Origin of the sequence: Nocardia jejuensis NBRC 103114, assembly GCF_001613145.1 — a bacterium.
GTDB lineage: Bacteria > Actinomycetota > Actinomycetes > Mycobacteriales > Mycobacteriaceae > Nocardia > Nocardia jejuensis.
This window is the reverse complement of record NZ_BDBU01000045.1, coordinates 21,905-42,509: the sequence shown is the minus strand read 5'-3', so window position 1 is coordinate 42,509 and position 20,605 is coordinate 21,905. Positions and strand designations below refer to the sequence as shown.

21 protein-coding genes are annotated in these 20,605 nt (G+C 66.1%); 14 read left to right on the top strand and 7 right to left on the bottom strand.

The features are described from left to right. Positions 1 to 7: 7 nt before the first annotated feature. Entirely contained in the window at positions 8 to 154 is a 147-nt protein-coding gene (locus NJ1_RS40710; RefSeq protein WP_245717655.1) for a hypothetical protein, read from the bottom strand. Between the two features lie 231 nt (positions 155 to 385). On the opposite strand from NJ1_RS40710, the gene NJ1_RS30400 reads away from it, so the two are divergent. The 8 genes from NJ1_RS30400 (at position 386) to NJ1_RS30365 (ending at position 9,276) form a co-directional block, all read left to right on the top strand. Beyond that, positions 386 to 1,591 (top strand): cytochrome P450, encoded by a 1,206-nt coding sequence (locus NJ1_RS30400; RefSeq protein ID WP_067701056.1) that lies wholly within the window; start codon positions 386 to 388, stop codon positions 1,589 to 1,591. Next, positions 1,591 to 2,373, top strand: coding sequence for an SDR family oxidoreductase (locus tag NJ1_RS30395; RefSeq protein WP_067701053.1), 783 nt, complete (start codon positions 1,591 to 1,593; stop codon positions 2,371 to 2,373). The genes NJ1_RS30400 and NJ1_RS30395 overlap by 1 nt, the downstream gene beginning before the upstream one ends. 51 nt (positions 2,374 to 2,424) lie before the next feature. Next, a complete protein-coding gene (locus tag NJ1_RS30390; RefSeq protein ID WP_067701050.1) occupies positions 2,425 to 2,631 on the top strand; it encodes a ferredoxin in 207 nt (68 codons plus the stop codon). Between the two features lie 128 nt (positions 2,632 to 2,759). Next, positions 2,760 to 4,013 carry a hypothetical protein gene (locus NJ1_RS30385; RefSeq protein WP_439957702.1) on the top strand — a complete coding sequence of 418 codons (1,254 nt, stop codon included), beginning with the start codon at positions 2,760 to 2,762 and terminating at the stop codon, positions 4,011 to 4,013. 87 nt (positions 4,014 to 4,100) lie between these two features. Further along, positions 4,101 to 5,714, top strand: coding sequence for an acyl-CoA synthetase (locus NJ1_RS30380; protein ID WP_067701044.1), 1,614 nt, complete (start codon positions 4,101 to 4,103; stop codon positions 5,712 to 5,714). A 95-nt stretch (positions 5,715 to 5,809) separates the two neighbouring features. Beyond that, positions 5,810 to 6,523 (top strand): acetoacetate decarboxylase family protein, encoded by a 714-nt coding sequence (locus NJ1_RS30375; protein WP_067701041.1) that lies wholly within the window; start codon positions 5,810 to 5,812, stop codon positions 6,521 to 6,523. Beyond that, complete coding sequence (locus tag NJ1_RS30370; RefSeq protein WP_067701038.1) at positions 6,520 to 7,290, top strand: SDR family NAD(P)-dependent oxidoreductase; 771 nt, start codon at positions 6,520 to 6,522, stop codon at positions 7,288 to 7,290. Before NJ1_RS30375 ends, NJ1_RS30370 begins: the two co-directional genes overlap by 4 nt. Before the next feature lie 204 nt (positions 7,291 to 7,494). Continuing rightward, positions 7,495 to 9,276, top strand: a complete 1,782-nt coding sequence (locus tag NJ1_RS30365; protein WP_245717654.1) for an ABC transporter ATP-binding protein — start codon at positions 7,495 to 7,497, stop codon at positions 9,274 to 9,276. Between the two features lie 56 nt (positions 9,277 to 9,332). Here the strand turns inward: NJ1_RS30365 and NJ1_RS30360 are convergent, their stop codons facing one another. Next, positions 9,333 to 10,154 carry a crotonase/enoyl-CoA hydratase family protein gene (locus NJ1_RS30360; protein WP_067701035.1) on the bottom strand — a complete coding sequence of 274 codons (822 nt, stop codon included), beginning with the start codon at positions 10,152 to 10,154 and terminating at the stop codon, positions 9,333 to 9,335. Positions 10,155 to 10,291: 137 nt separating this feature from the next. Here NJ1_RS30360 and NJ1_RS30355 point away from each other — a divergent pair, with 137 nt between their 5' ends. After that, entirely contained in the window at positions 10,292 to 11,920 is a 1,629-nt protein-coding gene (locus tag NJ1_RS30355) for a succinic semialdehyde dehydrogenase (RefSeq protein WP_067701032.1), read from the top strand. A gap of 191 nt (positions 11,921 to 12,111) precedes the next feature. Continuing rightward, on the top strand, positions 12,112 to 12,582 hold the full coding sequence (locus NJ1_RS30350) for a flavodoxin family protein (RefSeq protein ID WP_067701029.1): 471 nt from the start codon (positions 12,112 to 12,114) through the stop codon (positions 12,580 to 12,582). Between the two features lie 31 nt (positions 12,583 to 12,613). Here NJ1_RS30350 and NJ1_RS30345 read toward each other — a convergent pair whose 3' ends face one another. From NJ1_RS30345 to NJ1_RS30330, 4 genes are all read right to left on the bottom strand, one after another. Then, positions 12,614 to 12,883, bottom strand: a complete 270-nt coding sequence (locus tag NJ1_RS30345; RefSeq protein WP_067701026.1) for a hypothetical protein — start codon at positions 12,881 to 12,883, stop codon at positions 12,614 to 12,616. A 261-nt stretch (positions 12,884 to 13,144) separates the two neighbouring features. Continuing rightward, a complete protein-coding gene (locus tag NJ1_RS30340; protein WP_067701023.1) occupies positions 13,145 to 13,864 on the bottom strand; it encodes a dienelactone hydrolase family protein in 720 nt (239 codons plus the stop codon). Positions 13,865 to 13,949: 85 nt separating this feature from the next. Beyond that, positions 13,950 to 14,867 (bottom strand): helix-turn-helix domain-containing protein, encoded by a 918-nt coding sequence (locus tag NJ1_RS30335; RefSeq protein WP_067701020.1) that lies wholly within the window; start codon positions 14,865 to 14,867, stop codon positions 13,950 to 13,952. Then, positions 14,864 to 15,394 (bottom strand): DUF6879 family protein, encoded by a 531-nt coding sequence (locus NJ1_RS30330; RefSeq protein ID WP_067701017.1) that lies wholly within the window; start codon positions 15,392 to 15,394, stop codon positions 14,864 to 14,866. The genes NJ1_RS30335 and NJ1_RS30330 overlap by 4 nt, the downstream gene beginning before the upstream one ends. Before the next feature lie 658 nt (positions 15,395 to 16,052). On the opposite strand from NJ1_RS30330, the gene NJ1_RS30320 reads away from it, so the two are divergent. The 3 genes from NJ1_RS30320 (at position 16,053) to NJ1_RS30310 (ending at position 19,443) form a co-directional block, all read left to right on the top strand. Continuing rightward, complete coding sequence (locus tag NJ1_RS30320) at positions 16,053 to 16,556, top strand: hypothetical protein (protein WP_245717653.1); 504 nt, start codon at positions 16,053 to 16,055, stop codon at positions 16,554 to 16,556. A gap of 253 nt (positions 16,557 to 16,809) precedes the next feature. After that, positions 16,810 to 18,522, top strand: a complete 1,713-nt coding sequence (locus tag NJ1_RS30315; protein ID WP_169813224.1) for an SMI1/KNR4 family protein — start codon at positions 16,810 to 16,812, stop codon at positions 18,520 to 18,522. A gap of 612 nt (positions 18,523 to 19,134) precedes the next feature. Beyond that, complete coding sequence (locus tag NJ1_RS30310; RefSeq protein WP_067701011.1) at positions 19,135 to 19,443, top strand: hypothetical protein; 309 nt, start codon at positions 19,135 to 19,137, stop codon at positions 19,441 to 19,443. A 209-nt stretch (positions 19,444 to 19,652) separates the two neighbouring features. Here the strand turns inward: NJ1_RS30310 and NJ1_RS30305 are convergent, their stop codons facing one another. Next, on the bottom strand, positions 19,653 to 20,207 hold the full coding sequence (locus NJ1_RS30305) for a DUF8020 domain-containing protein (protein ID WP_157574353.1): 555 nt from the start codon (positions 20,205 to 20,207) through the stop codon (positions 19,653 to 19,655). A 183-nt stretch (positions 20,208 to 20,390) separates the two neighbouring features. Here NJ1_RS30305 and NJ1_RS30300 point away from each other — a divergent pair, with 183 nt between their 5' ends. Further along, positions 20,391 to 20,579, top strand: coding sequence for a hypothetical protein (locus NJ1_RS30300; RefSeq protein ID WP_067701005.1), 189 nt, complete (start codon positions 20,391 to 20,393; stop codon positions 20,577 to 20,579). Positions 20,580 to 20,605 lie beyond the last annotated feature (26 nt).

Here is a 20,605-nt window from a genome sequence, read left to right as displayed (position 1 = left end):
TGCTCCTTCACCAGCCGAACGCGATGAGTGTGGTCTCGTTTGCCTCGCCGGTTGCCCGATCGAGGGTGGTGAACACGCCGTCGCCGCCGGGGGTGAACTTGCCGCCGATCAGCGATCGCGAGACGCCGTCGGCACTGCGGTTGCTCGAGCTCATCGGTAGCTCCCATGCTGTCCGGACACGTGTACGGACTATAAGTACGGAGCCGGAGAACGCGCAAGAACATGTTTCAGTTCGATGGCTCGGATTCCATCGATAATTCGATTCCATTGCCAGCGTACCGGCCAGCCAGTACCGTACAGACACGTGTCCAGCCGCATGTCTCCAGTGGCCGGCGACGTTCATCGGAGCGGATGAACGCGTTATCGAATACGAGGTACCCACACGATGACCGCAGCCTCCCTCGAGCCGCTGCTCTTCGATCCGTACGACTATCGGATGCACGAGGATCCCTACGCCGTCTACCAGCGGCTGCGCACCGAGGCGCCGATCTATCACAATGCCGAACTGGACTTCTGGGCCCTGTCGCGCCATGTCGACGTGTCCGCCGGATTCCGGGACAACGTGCGGCTCTCGAGCGCCAACGGCGTATCCCTGGATCCGGCCGCCTGGGGTCCGCACGCACACCGGACCATGTCCTTCCTGGCCATGGACGATCCGGCGCATCTGCGCCTGCGGAAACTGGTCTACCAGGGCTTCACCCCGCGTCGCGTCACCGAGATGACCGACCGCATCCGGCAGATCACGCTGCAGTATCTCGAACCGGCCCTGGAGCGTGGCGGATTCGACTGGATCGACGACGTCGCGGGCCAGGTGCCCATGGACGTCATCTCCGAACTGCTCGGCGTCCCCGAGGCCGATCGCGATGAGCTGCGCCGCCTGGCGGATCTGCTGCTGCACCGCGAGGAGGGCGTGCTCGACGTGCCCGTCGCGGCCATGGAGGCGGCGCTGCATCTGCTCGGGTATTACGCCGACATGGTCGCGCAACGCCGCAAGCACCGCACCGAGGATCTGACCTCCGCGCTGCTGGACGCGGAAGCCGACGGTGATCACCTGACCGAGGACGAGATCCTCGGCTTCATGTTCCTGATGGTGGTCGCGGGCAACGAGACCACCACGAAACTGCTGGGCAACGCCCTGTACTGGGGTGGGCAGAACCCCGATCAGTACGCCCGGGTCGCCGAGCATCCGGAGTTGGTGCAGGACTGGGTCGAGGAGACGCTGCGCTACGACGCCTCCAGTCAGATCCTGGCCCGGACCGCCGCGGTCGACCTCGAGTACTACGGCCGGACCATCCCGCAGGGTTCGAAGGTGTTGCTGCTCATCGGATCCGCGAACCGGGACGACGCGGTGTTCCACGATCCGGATCGCTACGAGATCGAACGGACCGACAAGGCGGGGCTGATCAGCTTCGGCAAGGGCGTGCACTTCTGCCTCGGCGCGCATCTGGCGCGACTGGAAGCGGGAATCGTGCTGCGGGAGTTCGTGGATCGGGTCAAGGGCTACGAGATCTCGCACGCCGGGATCGAACGAGTGCATTCGGTGAACGTGCGCGGCTTCGCGAAACTGCCGGTGCGAGTGGAGGTTCGGTAATGCCACGATTCCCAGCCCATCCCGGGCGCCGGACCGTGCTGGTCGCGGGAGCCTCCTCGGGCATCGGGGCCGCGACCGCGGTGGCCCTGGCCGAACTCGGTCATCCGGTCGCACTCGGCGCGCGGCGCGTGGAGATCTGCGAGACGCTCGCGGAGAAGATCCGCGCCGACGGCGGTGAGGCGTTCGCGTACCGGCTGGATGTCGGTGACACCGCGTCGGTCGACGAATTCGTCGCCGCCGCCGAAGCGGCCCTGGGCTCGATCGAGATCGTGGTCTCCGGCGCGGGCGATCTGGAGTTCGGACGCGGCTGGGAAATGGATCCCGAGGTGTTCGAATCGCAGGTGCGCGTGCACCTGATCGGCGCGCAGCGGCTCGCGCACCGGGTGCTGCCCGGCATGATCGAGCGCCGCCGTGGGGATTTCGTGGTCATCGGCTCCGATTGCGCCGACCGCACCCGCCCCGGCGTCGGGGCCTACAACGCCGCCAAGACCGGCGTGGAAGCCTTCGCCACCCAATTGCGGATGGAACTCGAGGGCACCGGCGTGCGCTCGTCCATCGTGCGGCCGGGCCAGACCCAGACCGGGATGGGCATGCAGGCCGACCCCGAGGTGGTCGGGCCGATGCTCGAGGAATGGGTGCGCTGGGGTTTCGCCCGGCATCCGTACTTCCTGCGCGCCTCCGACATCGCCTCGGCCGTGGTCGCGGTCGTGACCGCCCCGCGCGGAGCGCATCTCGTGCTCGTGGAGGTGCAACCCGAAGCGCCCCTGCGCGATACGAAATAACAGCGCCCCTGCGCGATACGACATCACCCGGTTAGAGAACGAGGAGGTCCGATGCGACTGGTCGTGGATATCGACCTGTGTCAGGGGCATGCCGTCTGCCAGGACGAAGCCCCGGAGCTGTTCGAGGTGCCCAAACAGGGACAGGTGCGGATCCTGCGCACCGATCCCGGTGACGATCTGACGGCCGCCCGTGCCGCCGTCCGCTACTGCCCGACCCAGGCGCTGTCGCTCGTGGACGACGACACCGCCGTCGACTGAAGGAGACCCGTGGAGATGAGTCGGGACAGCGTGCTCTCACCCGGTGTGCGGAAGCGGATCGAGAGCTCGGTGCCGGGGACGCCGCTGCCGGGCCGGCGCCGGATCGGGGCGGGACCGGTACCCCTGTGGTGACCAGTCGCTTCGCCGCGCTCTCGCGGGCCGAACTGGCGGTGCTGGTGCCCGAGCTGCTGCTGTGCGGCCACCTGATCGACCGATCCGGCATGGCGCACGTGCTGGGCGCGCTCGGCCGCCCGGGCATGACCGGGGTCGCGATCGAGGAGTGGCAGCTGGCCAGCCCGGTCTACACCCGCCGGATGCGCGAGGCACTCGGAATCACCGGCGACGGAGTCGATTCCATCTTCAAGGGCTTCCAGCTCGATATCGGTGCGCCACCGCAGTTCATGGACTTCCGCTTCCGGGTGCACGACCACGATCACGGCGAATTCCACCTCGCGCACTGCGGTGCGCTGCTGGATGTGGAGCCGATGGGCCCGGAGTACGTCGTGGCGATGTGTCACGACATCGAGGACCCCACCTTCGACGCGACCGCGCTGGCGACGAATCCGCACGCGCGGGTGCGGCCGGTGCATCGGCCGCCGCGCACACCGGCGGATCGAACGCCCATGTGCGCGTGGGTGGTCGACATCGATCCGGCCCACGAGCCGCCGAAACCGCATCCGGACGCGGACGTCGTCGCGCACTCGTTCGCGGCCCGAACGGAACTCGATCCCATCGATCCAGAAGGCGATGGGCGGCACGACTATTCGGGACCGCTGCTGAACGATCTGCGGTTCTCCGACTTCTCGCACGCCGCGCTCGTGCGGCTCGCCGACGAGGTGTGCCTGCAGCAGCATCTGCTGACGCTCGGATTCCGCTTCGCGGTGCAGGTCCGGACCGATGCGGACACCGCGCTGGAGATCGCGCGCAAACAGTTCGCCGGGATCGCCGGGCTCACCTCCGAGCGGCTGCGCAAGGCCCTCGGCCTGGGCGACGACACGGCCGCGCTGGCCCGCGTGCTGCGGATCCATCCGGTCTTCAATCCGGCGGGGTACTCCGCGGTCGAGGCCTCGGTCGGGATGTCCGGCGGCGAGCCGGTGGTGGAGTTGCGGATCGGACGCGACTCCGGCGCGGTGGCCGACGGGGCGTGGGCGGCGCTGCTGGATCCCGACCACCTCGAACCACTGAACGCACTGGTGCGCGGGGTGAACCCGCGCTTCTTCGTGCGGGCCGCTGCCGCCGACACCCGCACCCTGATGATCGAGATCGCGCTCTCGGCAATGCCTTTCGTGGAGGCTTCCGAGGTCGCGATCACCCGATTCAGTACCGGTGCGACCTTCTCCTTCACAGATCGCGGCGTCCCGCTGCCGCTGACCGTCCTATAGGTCGCGTCCACCAATGATTCGAGCCATTCGACGACGAGGGCCGGGACCAGTCGACACCCTCGCTCTGCCGTAGAAAGTGATCAGCCCATGGCAACGAACTTCGCCGACCTCTACGAGCACGCGGCCGATGCCGTCCCCGATCGGACGGCCGTCATCGAGGGCGATCGGCGGCTCACCTTCGCCGAACTCGACGCCCGGGCCAACCGGCTCGCGCATCATCTGGCGGCAGCGGGCGCGGGGCCCGGCACCCATATCGGCTTCCATATGCACAACAGCATCGAGACCCTCGAAACACTGCTGGGCTGCTTCAAGATTCGCGCCGTGCCGATCAATATCAACTATCGGTACCGGGCCGAGGAACTGCACTACGTGTACGACAATGCCGACCTCGAGATGGTGATCCACCATCGCTGTTACGCGCCGTTCATCGAGGAGGTGCGCCCGCGCCTGCCGCGGCTGCGGCACACCCTGGTGGTCGAGGACGATCAGGGTGGCGCGGGACTGCCCACCGAATCGTCGTCGTACGAGAGAGCGCTCGAAAGCGGCTCCCCGGAAAGGGATTTCGGCCCGCGCAGTGCGGACGACCTGTTCATCATGTACACCGGCGGCACCACCGGACTGCCCAAGGGCGTCATGTGGCGGCAGGAGGACATGTGGCGGGTGCTCGGCGGCGGCATCGACTTCTACACCGGGGAACCGGTGACCGACGAATACCAGCAGTCCCGGGCCGCCGCCGCACAGGAGCAGCCCATGCGCTGGTTCGTGCTGCCGCCGCTGATCCACGCCGCGGCCATGATGCCGACCTTCACCGCGCTGTGGTCCGGGAACACGGTGCTCTTCGAACCGCGCTTCGACGCGGACCGGGTCTGGCAGGTGGTGGCGCGGGAGAAGCCGCACATTCTGGTCGTCACCGGGGACGCGCTGGCGCGACCGCTCGTCGACGCCTATCGGGCGGCGCCGGTGGACGCTTCCAGTCTGGTGTCCATCGGATCCGGGGCGGCGCAGTTGACCCAGCCGGTGAAGAACGAACTGCTGGAACTGTTTCCGAGCACGCTGGTCACCGAGTCGATCGGATCCTCCGAAACCGGTTTCGGCGGTATCGGTTTCGCGCAGAAGGACGACGACCCGGGGCGTGGGCCGCGCGTGAGCGTCGGTCGCGGCGCGCTGGTCGTGGACGAGGCCGGGCAGCCCGTCCCACCGGGCGGTGAGGGCTGGGTGGCCAAGACCGGCAATGTGCCGATCGGTTACTACAAGGATCAGGCCAAGACCGACAAGCTCTTTCGCGCCGTCGACGGGACCAGGATGGTCGTCACCGACGATCGGGCCCGCGTCGAGGCGGACGGTTCGGTCACCCTCATCGGCCGCGGCAACATGATGATCAACACCGGCGGCGAGAAGGTGTTCCCGGAAGAGGTCGAATCGGTGGTCAAGGCGTACGAGGGGATCTACGACGCCGTCGTCATCGGCATCGCGCACGAGCGCTGGGGTCAGCTGGTCGGGGCGGTGGTGTCGCGAACGGGGGAGCGGGAACTCGACTTCGCGGCGCTCGAAGCGCACGTGCGCGAGCATCTGGCCGGGTACAAACTGCCCCGCCGGATCTGGGTGGTCGACACGGTCGCGCGGACGCCGAGCGGCAAGCCCGACTACCGGTGGGCCAAGTCCTTCGCGGCCTCCTGCGAACCGGACCACGACGTGCGATAACCAGTTATCGAAGGCACTGCCATAGCGACTCCCGATCACTGGGACAACTGGGAGAATCAGTGACGAACGCCACGAGAACCTGTTCTAATTCGGATATGGCAGAGGCGCATACCGTACAGGGCGAGAAGGTCGGCATGCCGGTGCAGATCAGGCAGGCCGACGCCAGCTCGGCGATGTTCCTGGTCGATGCCGGTGCGGCTCGCGAACTCCTCGAGGGGACGGGGCTTGAGCCGCTGGTGGTCCTGCCCCGGCGGACCGTGCTGTCGCTCGCCTTCGTCCGCTACGTCGACGGCGACCTCGGGCCGTACCACGAGTTCGCGTTCTCGCTCATGACCCGCCAACCGGGCCGGCGCGACACCACCGGGGCCTACATCCACTGGCTGCCGGTCAATCAGAGCTTCACCTGTGAAGCGGGGCAATCGATCTGGGGCTTCCCCAAACTCATGGCCGACATCGACATCACGCCGGTGCGCGGCGGACATCGCTGCGAGGTCCGGGTGGACGGGCAGCTCGTGATCGCGCTGCGGGTCGCCGACGGCCTGCCGATGCCGGGCGGGGCCGGTGGCGCGTCCATCGACGCCTACACCTCGCGCAACGGGCTGCTGCGCCGCACGCCGTGGATCATGAATCCCGGCAATGTGCGCGGACGGCCCGGCGGAACCCGGGTGGAACTCGGCACGCATCCGGTCTCCGAGCAGCTGCGATCGCTCGGACTTCCCAAGGCCGCCCTCTTCTCCAGCCGAATCGGTTCGCTCCGAATGACTTTCGACGACGCCGCGACGGTGTTGCAGACCCGGGAGGTCCGATGACCCAGACTGCCCTCGTGACCGGAGCCGCCAGCGGCATGGGCAAGATCGTCGCCCAGCGCCTGGCCGCGGCCGGGTGGACGGTCGCCGCCCTCGACCTCGACGCCGCCGGATTGGCCGAGACCGCGCAGCGCTCGCCGAACATGCACACCTACACCTGCGATGTCGCGGACACCGATCAGGTGTTCGCGGTCGTGGAGAAGGTGCGAGCGGAACTGGGCGTCATCGACCGCCTGGTGCACGCGGCCGGGATGGCGCACGTGCACGGCACCGCACTGGATCATGATGTGCGGCAGATCAAGCAGATGATCGACGTGAACTACATCGGCACGGTCAATCTGTGCCAGGCCGTCATTCCGGCGATGAAGGCCGCCGGCACCGGCACCGCCGTGCTGTTCGCCTCGGTCGCGGGCTGGCTGCCCTCGCCCGGCATGGCCGGATACACCGCCTCCAAGCACGCCGTCATCGGCTTCGCCGACAGCCTCTCCTACGAGCTCGACGACAGCGGCGTGCGCCTGCTCGTGCTGTGCCCGCCGATGGTCGAGACCGCCTTCCTCGACAAGGTCCGGGAAGAGAACGAATCGGTGCTCGGCGGCACCAGCGGCATGCAGCCGGAGGCCGTCATCGACGCGCTGGAGAAGGCGCTGGCCAAACCCAAGGGCCCGATGTTCATCTTCCCCGGTCAGGCCTACCCGGGCTACCTCATGCGGCGCTTCCTGCCGGGTGTGGCCCGCGCCATCGTCAAGCGTTCGATCCATGTGACGAACTGACGCCACGCGTGGATGCCGGCTCGTGCTCCGACCGGCATCCGCTCCAGGCGCTGGGCAACCGGGGCTCTGCGGTTGCCCAGCGCTGCACTCTTCGCACGCCCGCTCACCGGCTACCGGCGGGCGAATAATCGCTCGCGATAACGGCCCCGGCGAGGCACCATAGTCCCCTTGTACTGCTCGAACACCTGATTCGAGAGGGGACTGATGACCTCACGCGGATCCTCCGTGATGCTGGTTCTGCGCTTCTACCGCCGGGAACTGGCACGGCGGAAACTACTCGCCATCCCGGCGCTGCTGGCGCCCGCGCTGGGCAATATCTGTCAGCTGTACCTCGCACCGCTACTGGTCGCGGTCATGGCGGGCAAGGTCGCGACCACCGGCGACTCGTCGTTCGGGACCCTGTGGCCGTACGTGCTGGGCTTCGCTGGACTGCTACTGGGTTCGGAAGTGGTGTGGCGCATCGGAATCCACTGCCTGAACCGGGTCGACGCCTATGGCATCGAGAGCCTGTACGTGACCGCCATGGACGAACTGCTGGCCAAGGACGCGGCGTTCTTCCACAATAATTTCGCGGGCTCGCTGACCAAACGATCGCTGAGTTTCGCGGCGCGCTTCGAGGAGTTCGCCGACACCTTCGCGTTCGAGATCCTCGCCGCGCTGGTGCCGCTGCTCTTCGCGTCGGTGGTGCTGTGGCAGTACGACCCGATGCTGGTGGTGGTGCTGATCAGCTTGATCGCGCTGACCGCGGGCGTCATCGCGCCGCTGATCCGGCGGCGGCAGGCGCTGGTTCGCGATCGAGAGGCCGCCATCGCGCTGGTATCGGGGCATGTCGCCGACAGCCTGGCCAACATGCAGGTGGTGCGCGCCTTCGCGGCCGAACCGCAGGAGCGGGAGGAACATCGCAGGCGGGTGGCCGAGCAGCGGCGAAAGTCGTTGCGCTCCTGGGACTATGCCAACCTGCGGATCGACACCGTGGTGATGCCGATCGTGGTCGTGACCAATGTGCTCGGATTGCTGATCGCGCTGAACATCGGCGGCGGGCACGCGAGCGTCGAGGTCATCATCGTGGCGTTCACGTACTACTGGAACGCGACCGGGATCATGTTCCGCTTCAACCAGATCTACCGGCGGCTCGAGAGCACCCTCACCGAGGCGGCGCAGTTCACCGAGCTGCTGGTCGACGAGCCGAAGGTGGTGGATCTCGTCGAGCCGGAACCGTTGCGATCCAAGGGATTCGACATCCGATTCGATCGGGTCGACTTTTCGCACGCCGGCGCCGCGCCGCTGTTCCAGGGCTTGGACCTGACCGTGCCGAGTGGTTCCAAGATCGGTCTGGTCGGGCGGTCCGGCGGCGGCAAGAGCACGCTCACGCAGTTGCTGCTGCGCATGATGGACGTGAACGGCGGCAGCATTCGCATCGGCGGTCAGGACATCTCGCGACTGAAGCAGTCGGATCTGCGCAGCCTGCTCGCGTACGTGCCGCAGGATCCGGCCATGTTCCACCGGACGCTGCGCGACAACATCCGTTTCGCGCGGCCGGACGCCACCGACGCGGAGATCACGCGCGCGGCGAAAGCGGCGCACGTGAGCGAGTTCTGCGACGCGTTGCCCCAGGGCATGGACACGCTGCTGGGTGAGCGCGGGGTGAAACTGTCCGGCGGGCAGCGTCAGCGCGTCGCACTGGCCCGGGCCATCCTGCGGGACTCGCCGATCCTGCTGCTGGACGAGGCCACCAGCGCCCTCGATTCCGAGAGCGAACTGCTTGTGCAGCAAGCACTCTGGGAGCTGATGGAGGGGCGTACGGCGCTGGTGGTCGCGCACCGGCTGAGCACGGTCGCCGGAATGGACCAGCTGATCGTGCTCGATCGTGGGCGGATCGCCGAACAGGGCACCCACGAGGAATTGCTGCGCGCGGAGGGAACGTACGCGCAATTGTGGCGGCATCAGTCGGGCGGATTCCTCGGTGAGGAAGTCGCGGCTCGCTGAGGGCGCTGCGGGGGTGTCGGGGACCTGGTCCTCGACACCCCTTCTCGCACAGCGGGTTACTTGCCCTGGAAGTTCGGCTTGCGCTTCTCGGCGAAGGCGCGCGGGCCCTCCTTGGCGTCCGCGCTGCGGAAGACCGGCAGGCCGACCTCGGCGTCGATCTTGAAGGCCTCCTCCTCGTGCAGGCCCTCGGTGTCGCGGATGACCTTCAGGATCGCCTGCACGGCCAGCGGGCCGTTGTTGTTGATCAGCTCGGCGATCTCCAGGGCCTTGTCCAGCGCGGTGCCGTCGGGCACGACATGGCCGATGAGGCCGAAGTTCAGCGCCTCGGTGGCGGTGATGTGCCGTCCGGTCAGCAGCAGCTCCGCGGCGATGGTGTACGGGATCTGCCGGGGCAGACGCACCGCGGAGCCGCCCATCGGGAACAGGCTCCACTTCGCCTCGGAGATGCCGAATTTGGCGCTCTCGCCCGCGACGCGGATGTCGGTGCCCTGCAGGATCTCGGTGCCGCCCGCGATGGCCGCGCCCTCGACGGCCGCGATCAGCGGCTTGGTGAGGCGGCGGCCCTTGAGCAGACCCGGCATCCGGGTCGGGTCGAACGCGCCGCCCTTGGCCATGCCCGCGCTCGGATCGGAGCCGGCCATGTTCTTGAGATCCGCACCCGCGCAGAACGCGTTGCCGGCGCCGGTGAGGATGCAGCTGCGGATCTCCGGGTCGTTGTCGACCGTGTCCCAGGCGTCGGCCAGGATCCCCAGCATCTCGGCGGTCAGGGCGTTCTTGCGGGCCGGGCGGTTCATGGTGACGATCAGCGTCGCGCCACGCTTCTCGACGAGCGCGTGCGGCTCGGTGTTGCTCGGTGTTTCAGCAGTCGCGGTGGTCATCGCCGACCTTTCTTCGCTGGGCACTGTGCCGTTGATTCGGCACGAAAGTACCCCGCGCCGTTGTCCTGAACAATAACGTGTTCTAGTTTGGATCATGGTGACCGTCGTCACGGGCGGCAAGTAATGGAGAGAGCACCATGAGCAACACGAGTACGCAGAGCGGCTCGCGGGCAGAGTCCTCGAGCAAGCCTTCCACGTCGCTGCCGCCCAGGGTCACTGAATCCCTGATCAACCGGCTCACCGGCATGGTGACCGCGGGTAAGGCCGGCGAAGCGCGCGAGCCCTTCGAGATGATCGAGGTCTACACCGGCGACGTCGTGGGGTATCTGCCGCAGTCCTCGCCGCAGGACGTGGAATCCGCCGTCGCCGTCGCTCGTGCCGCTCAGCGGGAGTGGGCGCAGCGCTCGGTCAAGCAGCGGCTCGAGGTCTTCGAGCGCTGGCACGAGCTCATCCTCTCCGAGATCGAGACCATCGCCGATCTGATCCAGATCGGCTCCGGCAAGGCTCGCCGCATGGCCATCGAGGAGGCGTGCGACCCCCCGATGGTGATCGCGCACTATCTCAAGACGGCCGAGAAGACCCTGCGCAGCAAGAAGCGCAGCGGACCGATGCCGGTCATCACCTCCTCCACCGAGGAGCACCGGCCCAAGGGCGTCGTCGCGGTCATCGCGCCGTGGAACTTCCCCTTCGCCATCGCCATGTCCGACTCCACCCCCGCGCTGATGGCCGGCAACGGGCTGGTGCTCAAGCCGGACAACAAGACCGCGCTGTGCACGCTGTTCGGGCTCGAACTGCTGCACAAGGCCGGGCTGCCGCGCGGACTCGTGCAGGTCGTCTGCGGTGGCGGCCCCGATGTCGGCCCGACCCTCATCGACAATGTCGACTTCGTCATGTTCACCGGATCCACCGCGACCGGCCGCACCATCGGTGAGCAGGCAGGACGCAATCTCATCGGTTGCAGCCTCGAACTCGGCGGCAAGAACCCGCTCATCGTGCTGGAGGACGCCAACCTCGACGAGGCCATTCCCAGCGCCACCTTCGCGGTCTTCGGCAACACCGGCCAGGCGTGCATGCACATCGAGCGGATCTACGTGCAGGAGAAGATCTACGACGAGTTCGTGCGTCGATTCGTCTCCGCCGCAGAGGAGTTGGGCTCCAAGATCGGAGCCACCTACGACTTCGATCCCGAGTTCGGCTCGCTGGTGTCGGTCGATCACATGAAGCGCGTCGCGGCGCATGTCGACGAGGCCCGCGAGAAGGGCGCGACCGTGCTCACCGGCGGCAGCCCCCGCCCCGACATCGGCCCCGCGTTCTTCGAGCCCACCGTGCTCACCGGGGTCACCCCCGATATGGCCCACGCGCGGATGGAGACCTTCGGTCCCGTCGTGTCCATCTACAAGTACGGCACCGACGAGGAAGCCATCCGCCTCGCCAACGACACCGACTACGGCCTCAACGCGGCGGTCTGGACCAGCGACTTCGACCGTGCCGGGCGGATGGCCGAGAAGATCGAATCCGGCGCCATCAACATCAACGACGGCTTCGTCACCACCTACGCCGCCAAGGGCACCCCGTCCGGCGGGGTCAAGCAGTCCGGCGTCGGCACCCGCCACGGCGCCGCGGGCATTCTCAAGTACACCGACACCATCAATATCGGCGTGCAGAAGAAGCAGATCCTCGCCGCCCGCTCCGGCATGCCGTACGAGAAGCAACTCAAGTCCACCCTGCTCACCCTGCGCCTGATGCGCCGCCTGCATCTGGGCTGAGCTTCCTGCTCGCAGTGGACGGCCCGACCGGAATCCGGTCGGGCCGCTCTGCTTTGCGCCGCGCGTGGATTCCGCTGCAGCTCAGCTGGTTTGCGGTTCACCGCGGCTGTCGATGTGATCTTTCAGCAAGCCCGCTCCCCGGTCGACTGTGTGAGGATCGACGGGAACCCGCGAGTTGAAGGAGCATCGGCGTGAAGACCCTTATCGTGTGCACCTCCGTGTCCCACGGCAACACCAGGCGGGTGGCCGATGCGATCGCCCCGATTCTGGGGGCACACATCGTCGCACCGGACGAGGCCGACCACACCGGACTCTCCAGCTACGACCTGGTCGGATTCGGATCCGGCATCTTCCTCGGGGCGTTCCACGCCGACCTGCGCGGGTTCATCGAGTCGCTTCCCGAGACGGCGGGGACCAAGGCCTTCGTGTTCGCCACCAGCGGCTTCGCCGACGCGGGTTTCCAGAAGTTCTCGCGGCCGCTGGTCCGGCAGCTCGAAGGTAAGGGCTTCGAGGTGGTCGATACCTTCTCCTGCCGGGCGCTGGACACCTACTTCCCCTTCAAACCCCTCGGCGGGATCCGAAAAGGCCATCCGGACTCCGCCGATTTCGAGTCCGCCCGCAACTTCGCCGACTCGCTTCGCACCCGCCTGTCAGCGCCCTGACGTCTGGGCCGGATCCGCTGGGCCGGATCGGCTAGGCCAGGTCGGCGGGGTCGGGGAGTGGTGCGATCGCCGCCGCGGCCATCCGTTTGATCTCCGCCACGATCCCGGGCCGCTCCTCGCTGATGCTCGACTCCCACCGCTCCAGCGCCTCGAATATCTCGATCTCCAGCCCACGCAGCGGGCGGTTCGCCGCTATGGGCCAGATCGCCGCGTTGAAATCGCGATAGAACTCCACCAGCGTCGACCTGCCGTCCAACAACCCCCGCGTGGCCTCTTCGACCCCCTTGTCGAGTTCATCCATAACCTGATCATGGCAGCGATCGACCCTGGTACCCGGCAACCGCACACCGCCCCCACCGGTCCGGGGCCGCGCCCGCCGAACGCCCGTCTCCGCCACCCACTCCGGCATGGATTTCTCTCCTCGGAGTGACACGCGCTGGCACACAGGACTTCTCGGGAGTGCTCGGGCCGCTGTCGCCGAATTGCCGCCGTGGATCTCACGAGCCCGCGATCGCATCTCACGTGGCTGCGATCGGTAGGGCCGGATCGCGGGTGCGGCGGGCTAGGGAGTCGGGGTGGTCGGCTGGTCCGTGGCGAGGTGGGTTTCGAAGAAGGCGAAGATCCGCTGCCAGGCGTCGGAGGTGGCGTCGGCGTCGTGGCCGAGACCGGCTACGCGCAGGAGGGCTTGACCCGAGTGATCGTTGGCGAACGAATGGCCCACGCCCGGATAGGTTTTCACATCGTGAGGGACGCCGAGCTCGGTGAGGGTGCGCTCCAGCTTGGGGCCGCGCCCGATATTGGCCGGATCGTGCTGACCGTAACTGGCCACGATCGGGCAGGAGCCGCGCAGCATCTCGTCGTAGTTGCCGCGGCCCGAAGGATAGAACGGCGCGGAGACGTCGAATCCCTCTGTGGCCGTCAGCAATGCGAACGCGCCACCCAGGCAGAATCCCGCCACCGCGACCTTGCCGCTGTTGCGCGAATCCTTCAGCAGGTATTCCCGAGCCGCGAGGATGTCGCGCACCGTGGCCCCGTCCCGCCGCGATCCGAGCAGCTCACGGAACATCCCCGGCACGCACCGAACCTTGCCGCGCGAGAACAGATCCGGAGCGATGGTCATATATCCGTGCGCGGCCAGCATCTGCGCGGTATCCCGCATGACAGTGCTCACCCCGAGCATGTCGTGCAGAATCACCACCCCGGGCCAGGGCCCGTCCCCCTCGGGAACAGCCAGATAGGCCCCGACAGTCCCGTCAGGCGCGTCCAACTCCACTGAGCTCATCGTCGAGCCCCCCTCCGCGGTCCACGAACACGAATTACGACTGCGAAGATCCTAGCCACTCCGAGTGGTCGACTCGCCGGATAGCTCACGATTGGGGAGGTGGTTCGGGTGGCTCGCCACCTGTCCCCTTCGCACGCTGGGCATCCGCCTGCTCCGCCGGTTCATACCGGCCGCGCCGCCGTTCCTGGGCTGCTCGGATCAGAGCGCGCGCAGCGTCCGCGGTCACCGACTGATCGGCCAGCATGTCGAACGCCCTGCTGTACGAGGCGATTTCGCGGGGCTGAGTGACGGTTGTGGCCGCCGTGATTCCCTCCACCATCACCACTCGACTGTCGTAGATCACGAAGTTCGCGGCGGATACGAGGTACTCGGACATCAGCGGGACGATTCCCAGGCGAACCCGGGGTAGGGACATCGCGGATAGGAGGCGATCGAGCTGGCCGAACATGATTCCGTCGTCGCCGACTGTCGTATACAAGGCTTGCTCACCGATGAGGTAGTGAACTCGCCGGTCTCCGTGATAGAGGTACCGCTGTTGCCGATTCATGCGTGCGGCCACCGCGTCTTCGGCATCGTTCGGGGTGTGATTGAACTCCGCGACCCGCTGGAAGATCGCTTCCGCGTACTCGGGCGTGTGCAGGAGACCGGGAATCAGCGCGGGATCGTATCCCCGGATCAGTGTCGTCTCGGCTTCGATCGCGTGGATCTTCGTCTGCTGTCGGCGGATTCCTGCCGCGAGAGTTCGCCGCCAGTCCAGGTACGCGGAATCCAGGTTGCGCAATGCCGCGATGAGGTCTGCCGTGTGGCCCGTAGCGCTGGTATGAGCGCACCATGCCCGAATGTCGTCCTCGGTCGGCGTCTGCTTGCCGTACTCGATCTTTGAAATCTTCGACGGATTCCAGCCCGCAAGGTCGGCGAGCTGGCGTCCGGTCAGGCCCGAATCGTTGCGAAGGTCCCGAAGCTGTTGCCCGAGAGCCTGACGCGCTTTGTGGACTGCGGTCACGTCGTGACGATAGTCCGGTTGTATTCGGCATATGGATTGGCTCGTGACCACATCGCATCGCGTATCGCGACGCACCGATGAACGAGTGCTGGATCAGTCGTTGTGGCTGCGCCCGCCGCTGCGCCGTCGGGCCGGAAGAGGGTGTAGGCAACCGTATCGTCATCGAACAGCCAGTAGTCATCCGCCGGTATCGCATCGGGACCGACCGTGTGCCGCGCCAGGTACCGGATGTCTTCTCCCGCTTGGATGTTCAAAGGTGAGACCGCAAGACTCCACCGTGTGTAATCGACGTGTGGCACGGTGACGATTCGAAGACGCGTGACGGAGACTCCGCGATCGGTCGATTCGCGAACCAGGTCCAGCCAGCCTTGCAGCCAGGCGAAATCGTCCGCCTGACCGTGAAGGAACTTCCGGAAGGGCTCGGATTCGTCCGGGGTGCTGTAGCTGTCCTGTACCTCGATGTGGAATGCCGATCGCCGGCACGCGTGGAACAAGTCGGTGAATTCTCTACCGATCAAGTGGCGCATCGCGGCGCACCTCCTTGCCCATTGGAACCTCTATGCACGCCTCGTGGTCCGGTACATCCAACTGTTCCCAGGCTTCTGGATCGATGAAAGGGGGACCCGTAAGAGTGAAAGTGCCGTGACCCGTGTCCTGTAGGAGCGTGCCGAGACACGTTCCAGGCTCGAGGAATCCGAGGAGCGGGTGCGGAATCTCGATCAGTTCGGGGCGTCCTGGCACCCGCCAGCCCTGGACGACGTAGGACCCTTGCTCTGCGGCGTACAGGGCAGGGGAGTGGTCTCCCTGAGTGTTCTTTCCGAGGAATCGCAAGCGCATGGCGTTGCCTCCAATAAGAGTGTCGGAATCCTCAGTATGGCTCGAAATCTGGCGCATATCAGCCAAAATATTGAGCAATCTCGAGCAATATTATTGGCTGTGGGTAGGCCGAACTCCTAGCGTCGAGGTCAGGCGTTCGGGGTCGGCGTTCCACCCTCGAACTGCCTCGTGAGCTAGCCGTCTGCCGGGGAGGGGCCATGAATCATCAACTGCTGCAGCAGGAGCCGCGAGCATTCCGCGTCATGGCCCGTCCGGTTCCTACGCCGTCGACCGCGCTGACAGTGGGATTCGCGGACGTTCAGGATCGTTGGGCCGCTGCGTCTTTCGAGTACGAGGCAAGGAGTTGAGATGGCAGTCGCACGGAGGATCTACGAATTTCCCGGCGGTTTCCTGGAAGCCAACGCCTACGGCGACGACCCGGAGGACGACTCCGGGGTTCACCTGGAGCTGTTCACTCCCAGCGGTCAAGACGACGAATCGCAGACGGCCGTGATGCGGTGGAAGCCGACCTGTATCGGATACTTACGGACCGACGTATCAGGCATGGCTCAGCTATGGGATCAAACTCAGATCCGAAGGCTCGCAACTCGTCTCGGGTACGACTTTTCCGACATGGTCGTCTATGACCCCAAGTTCGGACGCCCACCGCTGGCCCGCCTGAAGGCACAGGCGACCCGGCTGGACGCTGAAGCGGTCATAGTCCCAAGCCCTGCCCACTTTGAGAATCACGAGATACCAAGGGCGCTGGTCCGTCAGGTGGACGTAATCACCGTCAGCCCCGAAGAGACTTACGCGAGACGGGGTACGCCGCCGCAGCGGGACCGGCCTCCGGCGAACGCCGAGAAACCCTGATCCCTAGAGCCGCTCCTTCTGCTCGGCGGAAGGGAAGGTGGTCCAGGGGCCGAATTCAGAACAACCGATTGCGTTTGCTCCACACGGCGAACCCCACGGGCAGCCGCATGAGGGAGCACCCCACCGGGCACCTGGATCAAATCCTGGCCGGGATCTGATCCTGACACCAGTCTCCAACTAGCCGATTACCGCTCGATCGGCAGGCATGGATGTCAGAGGTGAATGCGATGATCGCGCCATGCACGTTCACCTCGTGGAAGAGTCGTGGCGGCGGATTGACTCCTGGCTCGCCGCGCACGCGCCGCGCACCTTCGAATCCCTGCGCCCGCCCGCCTCGCAGGCTGCCATCAGCACCGCAGCCGCCGAGCTGGGGGTGGAGTTCCCGACGGAGCTGATCGCGTATCTGCGGCACCACGACGGAGTTTCCCCCGGGAAGCGGGGTTACGTCGCTCCGGAGGAAGGTGGTTTCAGCTTCCCCGGCTTCGAGCCCTACACCCTCGCCGAGATCCTCTCCGCGGGCTTAAGCAAGCGGGAGTCGTGGGCCAGCTACGCCGAGGACGAGCTACTCGAGGGACCCGGGGGCTATTGGCACCGGGATTTCCTGGCCTTCGCCCGTGACATCAGTGCGGACGCGCTGGTCGTGGATTGCCGTCCAGGCGAGTCGTTCGGCGCGGTGGGCCAGGATGCGGAGGCCGAGGGCACGCGGTTCGGGGAATGGGCAAGCTTGGCAGCCTTCCTGGAACAGGTCGCCGACTCCCTGGAGGGCGGAACTGTCATGACGGTGGGGCTACCGTATGTGCCTGTCGTCGACGACGGGATGCTGCTGTGGGAGCTGGTTCCCGAACGGCCACACGAGCCTCGGTCTCTGTTCGACTCAGCGCTCGTTGACCCGGTCATCGCAGGGCCGCGCCGGACGACTTCCCACGCCACACCGGACATGGCGTGGCCCCGCGGGTACGACAATTTCTGTTTGACCTTCGCGCAGGCACTAGACGAGGACGAAATCCTGCGCCGGTTCGGTGCGTTGCCCCAGACCCGGCGTCCGCGGTGGCGGGAGGAGGCGGAAAGTCCAGACCAGCACGTGTCTGATCCTCGCGTGCTGCTGCCGGTGGTGCGGGTAGGAACCCATGCCGGTTGGGCTTTCGGCGTTGAGGAAGGTCCTCAGATTTTCGAGGGGACCCGCGACGAGGTGCTGCGCCGTGTGTCCCGTGGTACCCGTGCGGTGTCGGTCAGCTATCGGGGTGACCGCGGATTTATCTCGGTGTCCGTTGTCGACAACGGCGAACTGGTGACGAAATACGACACGCAGGGGGCCGCGCTACTATGGGCGGTCCCGCCTGACTGTGGGCGCGACCCGTTCGAGGTCTTCCCCGGTCTGCCACCGTACGGCGGCCAGGAATCCACACCCGAGCAGTGGCGGGAACGGCTGCTAACAGTATGTGATTCGGTCGCTAGCCGCTGCGGCATCGCGCTGCCGCCGCCCGGCCTGGACGGGGAACTCGACAGCGCGCGGATCCTTCCCTTGCTCCCGGACAACAACTTTGGGTACCCGGAGCATAACTTCAAGACCCCTGTGCCCGACCGGTTCACCCCTCTTGTCGACGCCGCGACCCCCGAGCGCCTGCGCCGCGTACTTGCCGCGCAGATGTCGTCACTGGCCGCTGAGACCGGACTCGACACCTATACCGAGGTCACTGCCGCACTGTCCCTGCTGAGCGCGGAGGATCACCCCGGGGTTACCGACGACTCTGCCCTTGACCTGCGGCTGCGCCGCGTGCACGCCGAGGCTCAGGTGACGTACGCCGACTGGAAGGACCGCTCGGTCTGGCAGGACCGTGCCATGGCCGCCCGCGCCCTGGCCGAGGCGCTCAACCTGCCGGCCCGGGAATCTCTGGGCTTGGTCGTGGGCTGCCGTCAGGACCCCCGTTGGCGGCAGGAGTTCCGCAAACAGTTGGCCGAAGACTGATCCCTGCGTGATCCTCGGTTCAGTCCGGCAGGGACTCGATTGTTTTTCGCCGGGCGATCGCACTCTCATGCCGCATATCGTGCTGACCGAATCGGCCAGACACCCTTCCCAGCGCAACGACCGAGCCCCAGCCGGATGACCGGATGGGGCTCGCTCAGTTCACGGAAATGCCTGGTCGATCCAAGTCTGACCAGGGCAAACAGCGTCAGGAGCTTTGCTTACCGCCAGAGGTTATTCCAAATCGGAATTCGACCTCTCCCGCATGCAACATCAGGCTGCCCTGCGACCCGACCGATCAAGACAGCCAAGCAAGCTGACCGACACCCAAACTCCCTGTCGTGCAACCAATCACACCCGGAGTAGACGCAAACACGGGTAAGCGGGGCATTGTCCTGCGAAGGTTGAACCGCAACGCGAGAACTCCAAGGGTGGTGCGCCACACCAGCGCCGGCCGAACGCCCTGTAATGCCGATGAGCGCGAAGCCCAGGTCGGCAGGCGACCAGGTTGTCCAGGACGTGATCCACAGCGACGATTGGATGGTGATCAGTTTGGATTGCTGCTTCTCATCACCGGAAATGCCCTTTGTGACAGTCGGTATCGCTATGGTTTAGTTGAACGACGGGTTCTTCTCCGATGGGGAGCTGAATCGCTGGCGTCTCATTCTTCGGGGAACTTACGACGCACAGCTCGGATGGGTGGATGATCCCGGAGATCCGGAGATTGGTTCGACGCTTCGATTGATCATCGACGACACCGTCAGCTGCCTGTGGGACGTGTGGGCGGGTCATGTCGTAGATCTGCAGTGGGAGCTCGACGCCAGTGTCCGCGCGGCGGTCGAACAGCTGAACCTCAGCCTGCCGTCCCACGTGCACCTCACCAACGAATTCGCCTACGACTGTATTCGTGAAACGGAACGGTGAACAGGAAGTATTGCGCTGGAATGTCTCTCGATGAATGCCCGATTTCTGAGGCTTCCGGGACGTGAATTTCTGCTCACGGCAACGGGATACGACCGGCGGTCTCTCGGATCGTCACAGATCAGGGTATGAAAAGCGGCTCGAGCCGGTGCCAGCGGATGCTGGCACCGGCCCGAAAGCGATGGTGAGGTGGGGTTTACGGCTCTCAGCGGTCAGTAGCAGTGCGCCAGGTTGGTGTTCGGGATGACGTAGCACGGCCGGGTGCTGCTCGGCGCGCCGGAGCCGCTGAGGCCGCCGATCATCGCACCGCCCAGGATCCCGGCGGGTATCGCCATGAACCCGAAACCGAGGCTGATGACGGTGACCACGAGACCGAGGATGCCCCCGATGAGCGCGCCGGCCGCCGCGTTGGCGCTGCCGGTTTGGGCGGTGCCCCCCGCGACGGCGGTGGCGGTCGGGTGTGCGACCAGTGCGGCACCGTCGTCAGCGATGCTGGGGTTCAACGAGAGCACCTGATCGGTGCCGTCGATGGTCACCGAGAGCGGCATCGTGGAAGTGACGATGCCGTTTCCGTCGAGGATGTTCACCGCGGCGTCGGTGAGCTGGAACGTGCCCCCGGTCAGGGTGGTGGTGACGGTCTGGTCCGTATCGGAGCGAACCACGTCGTAGTGGATGCCGCCCTGCTCTCCGGACAGCTGCGAAACAGCCTTCACATCCTGTGCGTTCGATTCCGGCGCCGCATACGATGTGCCCCCCGTGATAGCCATGGCGCCGATGGTGAGCGCAGCTGTGGCGACGATCTTTCTCATTTTCACAGGGCCATCTTAGGTCGCGCGGGGGATCACGATGCTTGACAACGAATTCACTTTCGGCGCTGGTGGTTTCGCTCGTGCGATCACCAATCACCCCCATGCCGATTTCGACTTCCACCCCCCCACACCGTCACGGTCGTGCACTTCGATGGCGTGGATCTGTCGGTGCCGCCGGAGGAGGGCGGGCAGGTGCGTTACGACGAGATCAAGGTCGGTTACGGGCCGTGCAGTGTCTCGATCTTCGATACCTCGCAGATCAGCTATGACGCGGGCAAGTTGAACGAGGCCGCCGCCCGCCTGGCCGAGGACGCCAAAACCGTTGTCTAACTGGGTAATTGGTTTTGCACGTGCCG

Coding starts and splice junctions, on each gene's coding strand:
- NJ1_RS30340 (WP_067701023.1), bottom strand. CDS start 13,864: ATGAGCTCAGTGGAGTTGGACGCGCCTGACGGGACTGTCGGGGCCTAT.
- NJ1_RS30345 (WP_067701026.1), bottom strand. CDS start 12,883: ATGGATGAACTCGACAAGGGGGTCGAAGAGGCCACGCGGGGGTTGTTG.
- NJ1_RS30375 (WP_067701041.1), top strand. CDS start 5,810: ATGGCAGAGGCGCATACCGTACAGGGCGAGAAGGTCGGCATGCCGGTG.
- NJ1_RS30330 (WP_067701017.1), bottom strand. CDS start 15,394: ATGCGCCACTTGATCGGTAGAGAATTCACCGACTTGTTCCACGCGTGC.
- NJ1_RS40710 (WP_245717655.1), bottom strand. CDS start 154: ATGAGCTCGAGCAACCGCAGTGCCGACGGCGTCTCGCGATCGCTGATC.
- NJ1_RS30390 (WP_067701050.1), top strand. CDS start 2,425: ATGCGACTGGTCGTGGATATCGACCTGTGTCAGGGGCATGCCGTCTGC.
- NJ1_RS30365 (WP_245717654.1), top strand. CDS start 7,495: ATGACCTCACGCGGATCCTCCGTGATGCTGGTTCTGCGCTTCTACCGC.
- NJ1_RS30355 (WP_067701032.1), top strand. CDS start 10,292: ATGAGCAACACGAGTACGCAGAGCGGCTCGCGGGCAGAGTCCTCGAGC.
- NJ1_RS30395 (WP_067701053.1), top strand. CDS start 1,591: ATGCCACGATTCCCAGCCCATCCCGGGCGCCGGACCGTGCTGGTCGCG.
- NJ1_RS30370 (WP_067701038.1), top strand. CDS start 6,520: ATGACCCAGACTGCCCTCGTGACCGGAGCCGCCAGCGGCATGGGCAAG.
- NJ1_RS30400 (WP_067701056.1), top strand. CDS start 386: ATGACCGCAGCCTCCCTCGAGCCGCTGCTCTTCGATCCGTACGACTAT.
- NJ1_RS30305 (WP_157574353.1), bottom strand. CDS start 20,207: ATGGCTATCACGGGGGGCACATCGTATGCGGCGCCGGAATCGAACGCA.
- NJ1_RS30320 (WP_245717653.1), top strand. CDS start 16,053: ATGGCAGTCGCACGGAGGATCTACGAATTTCCCGGCGGTTTCCTGGAA.
- NJ1_RS30360 (WP_067701035.1), bottom strand. CDS start 10,154: ATGACCACCGCGACTGCTGAAACACCGAGCAACACCGAGCCGCACGCG.
- NJ1_RS30380 (WP_067701044.1), top strand. CDS start 4,101: ATGGCAACGAACTTCGCCGACCTCTACGAGCACGCGGCCGATGCCGTC.